The following is a 15,639-nucleotide window of genomic DNA, read 5'->3' as shown; positions in this document are numbered from 1 at the left end:
CAGATTCAACGAGTCAAGGGACTGCTCTCATCATCTAAGCTAATACTTAATTGTTGATGGGTTTCTATGCCCGGAGTTTATGCAGGGAGCGTTTATGGCGACTGGTAGCACAGATGGTGTTCGCCCTACTGGAAGAGAGCACTTAAGACATAGCGTTGATCACCCTCGCCGTGGAGCCACGCTTGATACCAGCAGCCTTCCTGGGCGTATGGCTCGTTCAGGTGTTAAAACTCACCCACCTGAAAGGCATTTATCAACGAGCAGCACCTCTTCTACAGGCAGTAGTGACAGTGACTCTGATGAAGGCTCATTGTCTATTACCGACAGGTCCGTTTCTTCAACTGATCCTGAGCTTTCGGCACGTATCCCAACTGCGTTATCAGCAAACCTTCCGGCAAAAGGAAAGATAGACACCGGGGATGGTGGTGAGATTATCTTTGAACGGGTAAATGATGGTGATCTGCCCACAGTAAAAGACAAATTACGGAATCAGTTCCATCAGCTGGAAAAAGACGGAAAGATTGATGGTGCCAAAAAAAGCAAAATGGAAAAGTTTTTATCCGGAGCCAACACTGCTCTTGATTTCCTAATGCATAACAAAAAATTCCAGACGGGTATCGGTCTGGTTGGAATAGGTGCATGCATTATCGGCGGGGCATTCTGCCCGGTTCTATTGATTGGTGTTGGTCCATTTATTCTGATTTTCGCTAACGGGTTTATTGATAATCCGATGCTGACAGGCCCTGAAAATCAGCCACCCCAGCCAACGCCTGATAATTCCAAGAAAACTTCTGATGGTAATGACCCTTCCAATCCCAAAAATAAACCATCAGATGACGATGATTCGAACAAACCAAAGCCCAAGGGACCTGATGATGTTGACACTTCTGCAAAAGATGCTGAGAAGAAGCGTCGTGAAGTAGAAGAGGAGCGTAAGGCCGAAGAAGCAAGACATGAAGTAGACAGAAAATTACGAGAGACCAGTTATCCCGTTCATTCATTAAAAGTGAAAGGGGCAATTGATGGTCCTGAGGTCGAAGAAGTACTTGATAAGTTAAGTAAGTCTCCGTTGAAAGACACACCGGAGCGGCTGGCTTATGAAAAGTTTGATGCATCTGGTTATATCGATGACCAGACGTTTGAAGGTGGCAAGAAGGATTTTTCTAAGCATTCATCGGAGGCTTTGAAAACCTTGCGTGGAGAGATCGGTAATCATGCAGTTCGTGCAGCTGTTCAGTACAGCCTTGTAGAAGTTGATGAGCAGGTTGGCCGTCTGGGGCCTGATGATAAAGATCTGAAAATGCTCAAAAATGCTCTGACAAAAGAAGTTATTAACCAGCTGTTTGAGCATGTCCGGGAGCATGGAACTATCCCTGCAGGCTCGGATGAAAAGTCCCAATTTGGCCTGACCAAGCAACAATTGGTAAGAGAAGCCGCTCGGAGAATTGGTTTACCTGTAGATGCAAAACTGCCTGATGATCTGGCTAACTGCTCTGTGGTTCAACGGGTTATGGGGGGAGATCCTCGCGATTATATGGGTGCACTTGATGACTGGTGTAAGAACATCAAGATACCTGTGCCTCAGCGGGATTAAAAAATTCGGGGATAAGGAGCACATAACGTGTCAGCCGTTCATGGACCTAAATCTGCGCAGCAGATACAGCAAGACACCATTCGCAAGAATGGCGGTCAGATGACTGGTCAGCAGATGATGAAAAAAGCCGTCAAGATGATCAACTCGGCGGCAGGTGCTCCAATGAACCAGAACTTCCTGGATAAGGCTAACCTGGATGCCCTGATGCTCGCTGTTATGAGTGAAAGAGCTGAAATTCTTGAAGAAACTTTGCGAGAACAGGTTCAGGAAGTCAGGACCAAGAATAATAAGTTGAAAGACGCTAACAAAATTATGGCTAAGGCCCGTGCAGCCAAAAAAGGGTCAAAAGAAAGTAAGAAAACTCCAATGCCTCAGGAAGTAAAAGAATTTTTTGCCAAAAATGATATTGCCTGGGGAGATGGTGGTAAACAGATTGATCCCAATAAATCCTACAACCTCAATTCTGGTGAGTGGGATTTGGCCATAGAAAACATGAAGGGCTGGACAGAGAGTCTGACCAGCTCATCTCAGCTGGATATGACTAAACTTCAATCAACATCCGGCAAATTCAACCAGACGTTTGAAATGATGTCGCAGTTTATTTCCAAGTACTACAGAAGCGGCGACAACATCATCAAGAATATTTAATGAGAACGCTGTAAGAGCTAGGGAGGGCTGACAGTGGATACAAAAGATATGGATTGGTCACAGGAAAAAGTGGATGACCTGCTGGCTGATTATTTTAGCCGGGGCGGAACATTCAAAGAGCTGAAAAACCTCAGTGATGAGTCCATGGAGGCTATTTATAGCGTTGCTTTCAACCTGTATCAGGGCGGACGCTACGACGAAGCCAAAAAGGTCTTTCAATTCCTCTGCTTTTACGACCACTACAACAAGAAATATTTCCTCGGCCTGGGTGCCTGCCAGATGATGCAGCAGGACTTTGAAACGGCTGTTGAACTGTTCAGTTTTGCCAGTGCGCTTGATACCGATGATCCCAGAGGGATGCTTTATATCGGAGATTGTCATATGGCCATGGGCAAACCCAAAGCTGCGAAGGTGGCTTATGAAACGGCTGCAGAGTGGGCTGGTGAACAGGAAGAGTATAAGGAAGAGCTGGTTAGAGCCAGCAATATGGCTGCCAGCGCCAGCGCAGTTATGGAAGAGGATGACTAAAGCCTATGAGTACTAGTGGTGGTGTCAGTGCAAATCATGGGGGAGGCGTACAACTTCCACCTGGGATAGCCGGTAAACCGGGGGAGCCCGGAAAAGTTGGTCAGGCAGGTCAAGCTAGTCAGGCTGACAAGGCAGGGCAAGCTGGTAAGACGCAAGCGTCAGAACATGTCGGCAGAGGATTTTCCAACAGCAATACTGTGTCCCATAAAGAAGGTCGTACCAAAGCAGATCGGGGAGCGAGGTCGGAAAGAACTGTCAGACTGCCTGCTCCTAGAGTAGATCCGGCTCGTGTTGCAACACCAGAGATGCAGGCGCAGATAGCCCAGTCAATGGACACCACAGAAATGCTGTTCACTTTCGATGAACTGCTAAACCAGCTTAATGCCGAGAGTGAAGAGCTAGAGAGTGGAGAAACATCTGATAGCTCTGCTGTTTATGGTTCTTCTCGTAAAAAGAGAACCAGTGGGGGGCAGCAGGGAGGAAGTGACAGTGGTGGCCGTAACCCAGGTGGCCAACAAGGTGCGGCTGATTTTCTGAATGCTGCAACAACCCTGGTAGACGGGAAAGATCCAAAAGCTCTGGCTGCTTTGCAGGATGAAACTCTTCATGTATTCGACAAAGTATTGGCTATTGAAAGTGCTCCACCGGAAGTGATGGCTGAACTGAAAGGGGCAACAGAGAAGCTTACCAAGGCCATGCTCACCGGTAATGTGGAAGATATGGCCCGCATGCTGATGGAAATCCAGACCAAGTTGCAGGATACCCGGATAAAGTTTGATGAACAGGCGATTAGAACCAGTCGCTTGAAGCGCAGCCAACTCCATGAAAGCCGAATAAACAAACTGTCCGAAGCTCTCAAGAAGATGAAAGAGGCCAAGAAAGCAGGTGTTCTTGGCAAAATTTTTGGTGCTATCGCAACAGCTCTTGCGGTGATTGTAGCCGCCGTAACAATCGCAACAGGTGTTGGCGCGAAGGCAGGCGTGATGTTGATTATGGCCGCTACGATCATGGTTGCTATGACTATCTCCCAGAATACTGGTGACTGGATGACCAATATGGGGGGGCTTATTAAAGATGACACAATGCAACTTATCATGGGAATAATGTGGGCCGTTCTTGCCGCTGCCCTTTCTCTCGGTGCCGGTCTAGCTGGTGGTGCGACCAAGGCGTCAACTGATGTGACTACAACGGCTGTTCAACAGGGCGCTAATGCCGGTACCCAAGCCGCTCAGCAGAGTGCTAATGCTGCAGCTCAGGGTGCACAACAAGGTGCCAATGCAGCAGCTCAAACAGCTCAACAGAGTGCTCAGCAGACATCAGCCGCAGTACAGTCAGCTGCAAAAACTGCAACCAAAGCAGCTAAGGAAGCTACTGAAGAGGCCGTTGAACAATCTGCAAAAGTTGCAGTGAAAAGTGCCCAGGAAGCCGCGAAAGAAACGGCAAAAGAAACAACCAAAGCCACAGCAGATACGGTGACTAAAGAAACGGCAAAGCAGAGTGCTGATGTCGCCAAGAAAACCATGTATTACCAGCGTGCCGCTCATATCGCCAGATTTACCGAGGGTGGCGCTATGGCTGTGGATGGTGCTGCAACTATGCATGCTGCCAAAGTGAGTGGTGAGGCCGGTCAGTATCAGGCGGACGCCACAGAAGATCTGGCTTACATGACCCAAATGCAGCTAATGATGGAAGACTGGATGGAAGCGATTCAACGTACCATTCAAGAAATTTCGGAAGGTCAGCAGATGGCCTCAGATATGTTATCTCAGGCTCAGCAGAGCAAGTTTACTGTGACCCGGAACATCTAACGGGTAAAGGATTTCTTTTCAGGGAGTAGAAGCACATGAAGATTAATCAGGGACAGAATCCGGTACCTCTGGAGCAGCCCAGACTTTCTGACAGTGCCCATCAGGCAAAAGATGCTAAAGGTGCCAAGGGTGCAAGAGCCGGGCATCTGGCAGGAGAAAACCTGAATGTTGGGCAGCAACGTGGTGGTAAACCTGTTCATGGCCAGAATCAGCAGGGGCTTCCCAAACCAGTTTTAAGTGCTCCAAATTCTGACCCTAACGTTGCCAGCTATCAGGCTGCCATGGGACATATGGATCAGCTGGTGGCAGATGCTCAGGGTGATGTTCTTGCTGGTGACCTGGATGAACTTGCTGAAGCACTTGAAGAAGCCTCTGAAGAAGGCGGTGGTGATGCTGAAGGCGGTGTTGTTATTGGTAAGAAGGGTGCCAAGTCCCGATTAAAGAGAACCAACGTTCTTGCCCAGGATGTGAAACTGAAAAACTCTTCTCAGGAACAAGCCAAAGATTTTTCCAGCCAATTGAAAGAACTTAGCCGGCAGGTTGCCAGAAACCCAGAATTGGCTGAGAAGTTGGGTGGATCTTTCGACAGCATTAAGAATTCCCTGAAATCCGGTGAGATGGATGGTGCTGACCTGAAGAAGATGCTTAGCAAGATGCAGGATCAGAGTGCTAAAGCACAGGGCTCTGGACAAAACAATTTAATGAACCAGCTGCAAAGTGCAGGAAAACCCAACCATGCTCAGTTTGGTGAGCAGGGGCCTAATGAGGTCAGCGTTAAAGCTAATGAGAATGGGTTTGCCGGTCAGGTTGATGGTAAAAACTTCAGCGCCAATGCTAAGGATAAATCCCTTCAGATGCAGCTTGACGGCAAAAATGTTGAGATTAAAACAGGTCCTGGTGGCAGTATTTCTGCCACTGCAGATGGGGCACCTCTTGATCTCACTAAAAGTGAGGTAAAAGCCTTTACTGATTTCTTTGCTCTTATGGCTCTGTTCCATGAGATGGGTGTTGAGCAAAGACAAATGAGTCGTCAGGGGCGAAACATGGCTAACAAGGCTGTGGTTCAAAAAATTAAAGCTCAGGCTCAGGAGCAACGAAGTGCAGCCGCAGCAAAAATGGTTGCCGGTATGGTGAGCGGTGCGGTGAAAGTTGCTTCAGGTGCGCTGAATATGGCCGGTTCCATGAAAGGTATGAAAGCGGATCAGGCTGCAGGTGGTAACTCTCAGGTGGGTAATATGATCGCCCAGCAGTGGAGCGCCATGGGTAAAATGGTTGAGGGTCTTGGTGAAGCCGGCGCTTCTACTTTGCAGTACAAAGCTGGTTTGCATGAGGCAGCCTCTACGGAGTTACGTGCTGAAGAAGAGCAGGCCCGTTTTGTGAAGCAGACAGAACAGGATCAGATGCAGGTTGCTCAGGAGCTGTCTTCCAAGGCGAGAGACACTTTTGCTCAAACCTGGAACCAGTATCTGCAAACTCAGCAGAATATTGCTCGTAATATCTGATTGATCAGGCAGGGATAAAGCTATGCAGACTGGTGGTGTTGCCGGTTCTCAAGCATCGGGAGCAGCGCTTCAGGTAGGAGGTGAAACCGCCTCCGCCAAATCTGCCGATGGTATTCATAGTCAGTTCAGCACGGTCAGTGTTGGCCCTGCCAGCGCCAGTTTTTTTGAAGAAGCCTCTATCACTCTCTCTTCCCTGAGAAAGTTCAAAACCAAAGACAGCAAAGAAGAAAAAGACCTCAACAAAGAACTTGAGCGTCTTAAGAAAATTGTGCCGGATATGCCCGGTACAGGAAAAATGGATAAGTTCCTCCAGCAAATGCAGGCCGCCAAAGACAAAGGCCCGCTTACCAAGGAACTTATCAAACAATTTGCTGATGAATATTCTGGTGATTCTACCCATCAGTATCTGGCTCTGGAAACTCTTGCAGCGACTCTTGAAGCCCTTGAAGGCAAAGATTCCGAGCTGGCAAAAGACATTCGCGAATATAACGCAGAGTTCTACGAAGAAAATAAAACTGACATTCAAGCGGGAATGAATGTCACCAAAGAACATTATGAACTTGCTGAAAAGGCAGGGCTCTCTCCTCAGGAAGCCCGGGATGATAAGCGCGAAAATGTATTTGGTGTTCCTGACTTTGAAACAGCAACAGAAGCTTATCAATATGCGAAGGAGGGGAGTAATGATTACTCTGAAATCAATAGCCGCATTCAGATTTGGAGAGAAGGGCTGGCTGGTGAATTGCTTGCACTGAAAAATCCTAAGATGACCAGTGCGGCAGGAGCAACTCAGCTTCTGCATATAAGAAAACGTATGGAGGTGATTTTTGGCTTAAGAACAATTATTGAATTCAGCCAGCAGAACGAACAGGCAACCAACAGGATGTTAGTGCGTGCAAAACTCTAAGATTCAGGAAGGCGTTCTTATCGAAGAGGTACTTCGGCTGTTAAACCAGCGCTGGATCTCTGCCAATGATGTTGAAGGTATTCCGACTAAGATGGGAGTGCCTACAGACAATCTTGCGGTGAAGATTTTTGTTCTCAATCAGGTACTGGAAACCTATCGGAAAATCCCTGATCAGTATTTTAAAGAAGCGGAACACCGTGAAAATATCCTCGAAGCCTGCCAGGAGGCCCTTGATGATGTAATCGAGGAGGAAGAGGAAGAAGAGGCTTTCGATGACGATGATGAGGACGATGATGATTTTGATATGGACTTCGATATCTAAGGTGCCTGAGGATGCGTGAACTTGTTGAGTCAGCTGTTCAGGATTTCAATCGAACTCTCGGTATTGGAGATCTTCCTTTTCCTGATAATGGCATTATGCAGTATGCCTTTGGTCAGGGAGGTACGTTTTTCATTGAGTTGAATGATAAAGGGGTGTTGATGCACCTTTTGCGTGAAATTCCTGACCACTCTCTTGATCAGTCTGGCCCCAAAGCGCTGGAATTATGTCACTTTAATCAGAGTCGCAAGTTTGACACTCAATGTGCTCTTAAAGATGGTAATCAGCTGGTATTTATTACCTTTATGACTGCCGATAAGTTGAGTGGCCCTGAAATTGAGAATGCATTGCAATATTTAATGAAATTACATGACTCTTTAACCCCTTCATAACAATCTGCACTGAGAATCTGCTTTTCATTTCAATATGTTCCATGCTTTTGCTTCCTTTTTGCGTACAGGCATTGACTAGACTTTTGGGTAAGCCTATTCAGCTGTCGTGGACGGCATAAAGGAGTGGCAGCTATGCCAAGCCCTGGAATAAACAATGTTGGTTCTGTTACAGAAAAAGCGCTCAAAAAGCAGGATCAACAGCAGCTAGAGAAGCTTCTCGATAAACCGGATGACCGGGACGCCGAGAATTTTAATGCCCAGATGGAATCTGGCATCAAGAACGAAAGCCAGACCAGTCTTCAGGGGAGCCCTGTAGAGCTCAAACAGGCACCAGAAAATCTGGGAGACAGAATCCTGAATGGATTTCAGGGGCTGAAAGAGAATATTGATAGCCGTCACCAGAAAATCGATAACATGCTGAGCTCTGATGAAGCACTGTCTATGCAGGACATGTTCAAAACTCAGAAAGCGATGACCAACCTTATGATGACCGAAGATTTGATCGGTAAGGTGGTTGGTAAGGCGACCCAGACACTAGAAACAATGATGAAACAGCAGTAACAAAAGGCCTTGGGCCGGTTTCCTCATACGCAAGGGAAAGCGTTGTGCAGAAAATCAGGATTTTCGTGTTAAGCCTGTTTGTGTTACTGCTGTCAGGCTGTAAAGTTCAGCTTTATACAGGGCTGACAGAGAAAGAAGGCAACGATATGTTGGCCATTCTGCTGGATAATTCGATTCCGGCAGAAAAGGCGATGGACAAAGATGGCAATGTAACTTTAACCGTTGCCACTGATGATGTTTCCAGAGCCATTCGTCTTCTTCGTACCAATGGGCACCCCAAAGACCGGTTTTCTTCGGTCAGTGATATTTTTCCAAAAGACAGCCTGATCTCTTCTCCAACGGAGGAGAAAGCCCGTTATACCTATTCCATGTCTCAGGAACTCTCCGCGACGCTTTCAATGATTGATGGAATACTCACTGCCAGAGTTCATGTGGTATTACCTCAGGATCAGTCTGCTAACGAAGTCAGCTTCCCATCTTCAGCTTCAGTTTTTATCAAATACACGCCTGAGCTGGAGTTAGCCGGCTTTGTTCCCAAGGTGAAGACCCTGGTTGCTAACAGTATTGAGGGTTTATCTCTCGATAAGATTACAGTTTCTCTTTTCCCATCCGCTCAGGTTGCAACAAACAGAACGTTGTTGCCTCAGGAGCTGGAAAGTGTTCTCTCTATAGATGTAACTCCTGAATCGTCCTCCCGTTTGTTGTTGATCATGGGAGCACTTCTCAGTCTCTTCCTTATTTCACTCGCCGGTTGTGCCGTGCTGTTCTGGCTTTGGTGGCGAGCACGCAGAAACTCTGAATATATGGGAGACGATCAGGCCGAAGCAGATATGGTTGAGGTGGATAACGTTGAGGCCTGATTATGGATGTCAATCAGCTTGCCCCGGTTATTGAGTTTAACTTTTCCCCAGCCGGGTATATTGATGATTCCTGGCTGGTAAATCTTCCCAATGCTCAGGTTATCAATGCTTTAAAAGTCGAAGAGGTCGGTGCTCATTGGGCTTCCCGCCATATTCTGGAAGCTTATGCTCTTCACAGTAAGACTGATCTTGATTTCAATCGTGTGGAAAAGCAGTTGGCATTAGCCAGTCGCAAACATCTCACCCCAATCGTTTTTCATGCTGGCTTAGCGTTGAATGGCCCTCTTTTAAAAAACTTTGTGAAAAGGCAGGAACGGGCAGCGGTTGAAGCCTGTCTGGGGAAAGAGAGTTATCAGTACGCGATCAAGAAAGGGCCTTTTATTGTGGGAGCTCTTCCTGAAAGTTTCGGTTCTGATTTCACCATGGACTGGAATGCACCAGAGGAACTGAAAAAGCATATTTTCCGCTCTGGTGTTCGTCTCCTCGGAGCTGTTTTCGCCCAGGAGAATGATGCTTTCCAAAAACGTCTGCTGTTTAAATTCCCCATGCCCAGCAAGGACTATTTCTACGCTGGAGGCGCAGCCAGTTATTCGCAGGATGTAGTGCGTTTAGGTGGTGTGATGTTACGGAAACTGATGAAAGAGTTTATCAAATGAGCCTGAATATCATCGCTATCACCAAGCAGGATTTTAATCTTCAACCCGGCCAGAAGGTGATTAAGGCTGCGGATTATTCCGTGATTGAGAAATCAACAAAGCTGATCGATAAAGCCCGTCAGCGAGCTGATCAGATTGTTGAAGAAGCCAAGCACGCTTTTGAGCAGGAAAAGGAACGAGGCTATCAGGAAGGGCTGATGCAGAGTCGCCTTGAACAGTCTGAGCAAATGCTGAAGATGGTAGACCGTTCAATTAACTACCTCTCCGATGTAGAAGCTTCTCTGGCAGATATTCTGATGACGGCAGTGAAGAAGATTATTGATGATTATGATAATCGAGCGCTGACAGTGGGTTTAATCAAAAGTGGCCTGCAGCATGTTCGTAATGAGCGGCAGGTATCTGTCCGAGTTCCGCCAGCCCACTTCAGTTATGTGAAAGAAAAAATTGCTGAAATTCTCTCAGGTTATAAAGGGGTTGGCATATTAAACCCCGTTTCCGACCCTCGCTTAAAAGCCGGCAGTTGTATTCTGGAGAGCAAGATTGGTGTGATTGACGCCAGTATTGATATTCAGCTGGAAGCTCTCAGAAGGCGGTTTGCTGAGCTTACCGCTCATTCCATGGATGAAGCCAAGATGAGTGAAGAGCGTGAATGGACCAAGTCTGTTGACATGAATGCAACCGAAGAAGAGGTTGCTAAAACAGAGGAAGTGCAGGCAGCACCTTCAGTTGAGGATTCGGGTAGCAATTCACCACAACAAAAACCTTCCGATGAAGATGCTACCTGGTTTTCATAATCGCTAGTTGAAAAACTTCTGGATCACATCAGGTTGACGATACGAGGTGTGATCAGGAACAGGCGAACGTTCTTTGTTTTTGACTCTGTTTTATTGCGGAATGCGGCACCAACCACAGGCATATCTCCCAGAATAGGAATTTTATTTTGATCATCCCTAGTTTCTTCGTAGTAATATCCACCAACCAGTAAGCTCTCATTTTCGTCAATGACTGCTTGAGTGCTGATAGAGCTGTTCTTCACAACAGGAATATTGTCAGCGCCTGTGGCTTCCTGAGAGCTTGCCTGACCGCCATCCTGAATATTAACGCTCAGGTGCAGCTTTCGGCCTGTCACTTCATCTACGATACGAGGCGTCACCTTTAACACAGAGCCATAAGTAACAGGGAAGAGTTCTGCAGATTCCTGGCCTGCTACGCGAACATAAAAGGTCTGGCTGTTATCCAGAACGGCTTCCATGTTATCAAGCGTGAGTACTGAGGGGCGGGCCAGAATCTTGGCATTGCCTTGATCAGAAAGGATATTCACACGGGCAAACAGTTTCCCGCTGGTGAGATTGATGATTGTGCTGAATGTATCGCTTGGAACCGAGTTGTCATCGTTTTTAAACGGGTTAAAGCGAATATAGTCGCCGTTCTCTCTACCGAGTCGCCAGTTTATTCCCAGCTGTTCCAGGTTTTTGGTATTCACATCAATGATGGAAACATTGATTTCCACCTGGGCGAGAGGCTTATCAAGGGTATTGATCAAGCTTTCATACATCGGCATTTTGGACTCAAGATCATGGATGATGACTGAGTTCAGACGGCGGTCTGCATTAATAAATACGCTGTCAGGCGTTGTGGTTTGTGCTGGTGCCTGAGGAGCTACAGGTTCTTGGCCGGCAGGTGTCGCGGGAGCGAGCCCTGGTACTGAACGTTGAGGTGTGGCCGCTGGAGCGCTGCTTAACCCACCGCCATTGACGATTTGGCGAAGAATCGTTGCCACACCAGGAACAGTGACGGTTTGATTCCGGAAAGTGAAGGACCGGTCATCAGCCCAGGCATATCGCAGAGGGAAAACTTTTACTGTTTGCTTGCTGCGTTGCCGTTGACCTGACTTTGCATCCAACAGTAAAGCTGTTTCCGTTATTAGCTCCATATAACGGGGAGGACCGGAAATATAGATGATTCCTTCCTGTGGTCTGGCCTTCCAGTAAAACCGGCTATCCCAGATGCCAATATCCATCAGGGTTTTTCTGAACTCCTCCGCACCCAGAAACTGGAGATTCAGAATCTGCTTTTGGATTTCATTACTGTTGTAAACGTAAAGTGTATTGCCATCGAAATACCAAATCAGGCCGTTGAGCTGGGCAATTTTGTTCAGAAACTCAACCGGAGAAAGTGGGCCAATACGGCCATTAACTACGCCATCAACCGCAGCACTGATAATCACTGGGATGCTGTAGTTTGCAGCAAAATTACGCAAAACATCGGCTGCTGGTTCACTGTTGCCAAAATAGGCATAAGGGCGGGCACCGAAATCCTGATCAGGCATGGCCATATTATTCTGACCATTTGGCATAGCGGACATCATACCTATTGGTTCAGGGTTTTGTGATGTCATCTCGCCAGCTGATGTCGCTTCCTCAGGGATCATCAGTTCCTGGGGATAACCATCTTCCGGTAAGTACAGAACCTGGCCATCCAACAAACTGTCTGGATCAGGAATGCCGTTATGGTGGGCCAGAAGTGGAGCCGGTATTCCATACATATCGGCTATCCCGGCAAGGGTTTCTCCGGGCTGAACGATATGTTTCTGTCGGGTGTCACCCTGCTTATAAGAACTATTTTCGGACCAGGGACTGAAAGTGACAGAGGTATCATTGGCATGGAGTAGCTGTGAGCAGACAGCCAGAGCTATGCCCAACCCGAAAATCTGACCGGCTGTTTTTCTCAGGGACTTACCTGTAAACCCTGAAAACAGCGGGTTTTCCAACTGAAACTTTGTATAAAACAAGAAGCGTGCGTCCATGCCAGCATCCGGGCGAGAACCGCCCTTTATGAGAATTTGTTGTCAATACACAAAGTTTATACAACCATTTGGAATTCTGCATGAAACTGCTTTTCAGGCTTCAATAAAGGAAAGGACTTCATGCTGCGAGTTTTCTAATGGCCGGATCAATTGGTGATATAAACAGTGGATTAGTCGGTGTCAGCCACACCACCGGAAACGAATATCAAGCTTTACCATCATCCAAGTCAGCGATTCGGCCCGCCGTTAATACCAGTGCTGCTGATGCGGTTCATATCAGTAAAGCTCTCTCGGTTGATGATTCCAAAAATAAACTGATGGAGTTTGTGCGCGGTGACCGGTTACAGTCCTATACACCTCAGGATAACCGCGAGCTTCGTAGCGGTATCACTAATCTTGTGAGAGATAGGTTGAGCGATATGAAATTGTCGGAAGATGATCGCAATGCCTTGAACGATATGCTGGACCTTCTTAAGCAGGATAGTGAACTTGAAGCTCTGGCAACCATGGCCCGCAATATCCTGATTCCGGCTTGATAACCCTATGAGTGAAGAGCTCTCATCAACTCAGCCCCCTCCGGAAACCACCGGTGTCACTCTGAATGGTAAAGACTGGGTGCTCACTCAGGCTTTTACCCGACTCCAGCAGAGACAGTTTGCCGATGCCCTTAAACTACTTCAGGGACTGCGGGTATTAATCCCTGAAGACCCTGAAGTTTACCGAATGCTCAGTTACGCACTTTTGATGGCGGATCAGCCTGAAGAGTGCCTTTCCATGGCCGATAGATACCTGCAGTGCATGCCACCTGGTACGGATACTCAGGAAATTTCCTGGATTCAGGGGCGGGCCACAGTTCGTCTGGAAAAAGCGCGCCTTGAAAAGGCGAATGAGCAACCCGGAGATACGCCTCAGTAAAACAGGTCAGTATCTTCTCAGAAGGCTCCGATACTGACCAATGAGCGCAATCAGCATTAAATCAGTTCTCACCGGCATCGGTAAGCGTAATGACCTTATGCTTGCGGTGATGCTGGTATTTATCATCGTGCTGATTATTCTGCCGATGCCCACGGTGCTGGTGGATCTATTGATCGCCTTTAATATGGGTATCTCCACCATCCTGTTGATGACGGCCATCTATCTGAAAGGGCCGTTGGAGTTTTCATCCTTTCCATCTGTTCTTCTGATTACAACATTGTTCCGGCTGGCGTTGTCGATAACGACTACTCGACTAATTCTGCTGGAAGGAGATGCCGGTGAGATCGTTTATACCTTCGGAAACTTTGTGGTTGGCGGTAACCTCACGGTGGGTGTTGTAATCTTCTTGATCATTACCATTGTTCAGTTCCTGGTAATTACCAAGGGCTCTGAACGGGTGGCAGAAGTGGCAGCACGTTTCTCTCTGGATGGTATGCCCGGTAAGCAGATGAGTATCGACGCAGATATGCGTGGTGGTGCCATCGATATGGAAGAAGCCCAGAAACGCCGGGGGCTGGTAGAGAAAGAATCCCAGCTTTATGGTTCCATGGACGGTGCCATGAAGTTTGTAAAGGGTGATGCGATAGCTGGCCTGATTATTATTTTTGTTAACATTGCGGCCGGTGTGAGTATTGGTGTGTTTAACAAAGGGCTTCCGGCTGGGGAGGCTCTTCAGCTTTACTCGATTCTGACCATCGGCGATGGATTGATTTCCCAGATACCGGCACTTCTGATATCCATTACCTCGGGTATTATCGTAACCCGGGTTTCTACAGAGGAAGCCACAGATCTTGGTAGTGAAATTGGTGGACAGTTACTAGCCAAACCCAAGGCTTTGATGGTTGGCGGTGGTTTGCTGCTTGGTTTTGCACTCGTTCCTGGATTCCCGACATTAACGTTTCTAGCTCTGGCCGGGTTTATTGGAGGGGGAGGTGTTTATATTCTGAAGAAGGCCGGCGCAGAAGGTGCCACCGGCGGGAATGATGGCGGAATTCCTGCCATGCAGGCTGCGGCATCAGGCAAGCCTGATAAAAACCAACGCCTTGATGAACAGGAAGAATTTACCCAAACCCTGCCACTGATTATTGATGTTCCAACATCTTTGCAACAGCGGCTTGATACCACAGAGTTGAACGAAGAGCTGTTAAAAGTGCGCAAAGCGCTCTATATGGATTTAGGTGTTCCATTTCCGGGTATCCATCTCAGGTTTAATGATTCCTTGGAAGATGATCATTACAGCGTCATGCTGAATGAGGTGCCTGTGGCACACGGCCACTTCCGTGATGGGTATGTCTTTGCCCGTGAGCAGTCTGAACATTTAGATATGCTTAAGATTCCCTATGAATCCGGTGATCAGTTTATACCCAATCTGGATACTCTCTGGGTTCTTGAGAAAGACAAAGACGCCCTGGAAAAAGCTGGTGTGAGTTATATGAGTGACTCTCAGATACTTACCAACCACCTGGCCTTTGTTCTGAAAAAATATGCGGAAGACTTTATCGGTATTCAGGAAACCCGCTTCCTGCTGGAAAAGATGGAAGATTCTTTCGGTGAATTGATTAAGGAAGTTCAGCGATTAATTCCGGTTAACAAGATTGCAGAGATATTCCAACGACTGGTGTCGGAAGATATTTCCATTCGAAACCTGCGAACAATACTTCAGTCTCTGGTTATCTGGGGTCATAAAGAGAAAGAAGTGGTTCAGCTCACCGAATATGTACGGGGCAGTCTGAAACGCTTTATCAGCTACAAATACAGTAACGGGCAGAATATTCTTCCGGTTTATTTGCTGGACCAGGATCTGGAAGACACGATTCGAAGTGGTATTCGCCAAACGTCTGCAGGTGCCTACCTAGCACTTGATCCTACGGTCACTGCTCGTTTTGTTGAGAAGGTGAAAACAACAGTGGGCAAGATCGGCCACCTTGATCATAAGCCTGTTATGATCACCGCAATGGATATCCGCCGTTATGTGCGTAAGCTGCTGGAAGCTGAGGTTTATGAACTGGCGGTACTCTCCCACCAGGAACTGACAGAAGAAATTACTGTACAGCCGCTTGGTCGTATATCTTTGAATTAATATGGA

At 47.3% G+C, this 15,639-nt stretch carries 16 protein-coding genes; 15 read left to right on the top strand and 1 reads right to left on the bottom strand.

The window, feature by feature from the left end; translation table 11 throughout:
* The first annotated feature begins 94 nt into the window (after nucleotides 1-94).
* The 12 genes from ACY2RR_RS00300 to ACY2RR_RS00245 all read left to right on the top strand — a co-directional run bounded on the left by ACY2RR_RS00300 (nucleotide 95) and on the right by ACY2RR_RS00245 (nucleotide 10,566).
* The gene (locus ACY2RR_RS00300; protein WP_490106129.1) at nucleotides 95-1,594 is read left to right on the top strand and encodes a hypothetical protein; all 1,500 of its coding nucleotides are present in this window, start codon (nucleotides 95-97) and stop codon (nucleotides 1,592-1,594) included.
* Between the two features lie 27 nt (nucleotides 1,595-1,621).
* On the top strand, nucleotides 1,622-2,242 hold the full coding sequence (locus tag ACY2RR_RS00295) for a hypothetical protein (RefSeq protein ID WP_490106128.1): 621 nt from the start codon (nucleotides 1,622-1,624) through the stop codon (nucleotides 2,240-2,242).
* A 33-nt stretch (nucleotides 2,243-2,275) separates the two neighbouring features.
* Entirely contained in the window at nucleotides 2,276-2,770 is a 495-nt protein-coding gene (locus tag ACY2RR_RS00290) for a SycD/LcrH family type III secretion system chaperone (protein WP_490106127.1), read from the top strand.
* A 5-nt stretch (nucleotides 2,771-2,775) separates the two neighbouring features.
* Entirely contained in the window at nucleotides 2,776-4,578 is a 1,803-nt protein-coding gene (gene sctE, locus ACY2RR_RS00285; RefSeq protein WP_490106126.1) for a type III secretion system translocon subunit SseC family protein, read from the top strand.
* 35 nt (nucleotides 4,579-4,613) lie between these two features.
* On the top strand, nucleotides 4,614-6,080 hold the full coding sequence (locus tag ACY2RR_RS00280) for a hypothetical protein (protein ID WP_490106125.1): 1,467 nt from the start codon (nucleotides 4,614-4,616) through the stop codon (nucleotides 6,078-6,080).
* A gap of 22 nt (nucleotides 6,081-6,102) precedes the next feature.
* Entirely contained in the window at nucleotides 6,103-6,984 is an 882-nt protein-coding gene (locus ACY2RR_RS00275) for an HrpJ domain-containing protein (RefSeq protein WP_490106124.1), read from the top strand.
* A complete protein-coding gene (locus ACY2RR_RS00270) occupies nucleotides 6,971-7,306 on the top strand; it encodes a TyeA family type III secretion system gatekeeper subunit (protein ID WP_490106123.1) in 336 nt (111 codons plus the stop codon). Before ACY2RR_RS00275 ends, ACY2RR_RS00270 begins: the two co-directional genes overlap by 14 nt.
* An 11-nt stretch (nucleotides 7,307-7,317) precedes the next feature.
* Nucleotides 7,318-7,695: a hypothetical protein gene (locus tag ACY2RR_RS00265; protein ID WP_490106122.1), complete on the top strand. Its 378-nt coding sequence runs from the start codon at nucleotides 7,318-7,320 to the stop codon at nucleotides 7,693-7,695.
* A 132-nt stretch (nucleotides 7,696-7,827) separates the two neighbouring features.
* Nucleotides 7,828-8,256, top strand: coding sequence for an EscF/YscF/HrpA family type III secretion system needle major subunit (locus ACY2RR_RS00260; protein WP_490106121.1), 429 nt, complete (start codon nucleotides 7,828-7,830; stop codon nucleotides 8,254-8,256).
* Between the two features lie 44 nt (nucleotides 8,257-8,300).
* Nucleotides 8,301-9,116 carry a type III secretion system inner membrane ring lipoprotein SctJ gene (gene sctJ / locus ACY2RR_RS00255; protein WP_490106120.1) on the top strand — a complete coding sequence of 272 codons (816 nt, stop codon included), beginning with the start codon at nucleotides 8,301-8,303 and terminating at the stop codon, nucleotides 9,114-9,116.
* 2 nt (nucleotides 9,117-9,118) lie between these two features.
* Nucleotides 9,119-9,772 carry a SctK family type III secretion system sorting platform protein gene (locus ACY2RR_RS00250; protein WP_490106119.1) on the top strand — a complete coding sequence of 218 codons (654 nt, stop codon included), beginning with the start codon at nucleotides 9,119-9,121 and terminating at the stop codon, nucleotides 9,770-9,772.
* Entirely contained in the window at nucleotides 9,769-10,566 is a 798-nt protein-coding gene (locus ACY2RR_RS00245; protein ID WP_490106118.1) for an HrpE/YscL family type III secretion apparatus protein, read from the top strand. Before ACY2RR_RS00250 ends, ACY2RR_RS00245 begins: the two co-directional genes overlap by 4 nt.
* Nucleotides 10,567-10,589: 23 nt before the next feature.
* Here ACY2RR_RS00245 and sctC read toward each other — a convergent pair whose 3' ends face one another.
* Nucleotides 10,590-12,578 carry a type III secretion system outer membrane ring subunit SctC gene (gene sctC, locus ACY2RR_RS00240; protein ID WP_490106117.1) on the bottom strand — a complete coding sequence of 663 codons (1,989 nt, stop codon included), beginning with the start codon at nucleotides 12,576-12,578 and terminating at the stop codon, nucleotides 10,590-10,592.
* A 137-nt stretch (nucleotides 12,579-12,715) separates the two neighbouring features.
* On the opposite strand from sctC, the gene ACY2RR_RS00235 reads away from it, so the two are divergent.
* From ACY2RR_RS00235 to sctV, 3 genes are read left to right on the top strand one after another with little or no spacing between them, the layout of a single operon-like run.
* Nucleotides 12,716-13,114, top strand: a complete 399-nt coding sequence (locus tag ACY2RR_RS00235) for a hypothetical protein (RefSeq protein WP_490106116.1) — start codon at nucleotides 12,716-12,718, stop codon at nucleotides 13,112-13,114.
* 7 nt (nucleotides 13,115-13,121) lie between these two features.
* Nucleotides 13,122-13,493: a hypothetical protein gene (locus ACY2RR_RS00230; RefSeq protein ID WP_490106115.1), complete on the top strand. Its 372-nt coding sequence runs from the start codon at nucleotides 13,122-13,124 to the stop codon at nucleotides 13,491-13,493.
* Nucleotides 13,494-13,533: 40 nt separating this feature from the next.
* Nucleotides 13,534-15,633 carry a type III secretion system export apparatus subunit SctV gene (gene sctV, locus ACY2RR_RS00225; RefSeq protein ID WP_490106114.1) on the top strand — a complete coding sequence of 700 codons (2,100 nt, stop codon included), beginning with the start codon at nucleotides 13,534-13,536 and terminating at the stop codon, nucleotides 15,631-15,633.
* Nucleotides 15,634-15,639: the final 6 nt, after the last annotated feature.

It is taken from the genome of Parendozoicomonas sp. 2304DJ65-17 (genome assembly GCF_058148445.1).
Note: the sequence above shows the minus strand (reverse complement) of the source record. Positions and strands in the feature narration are given on the sequence as shown.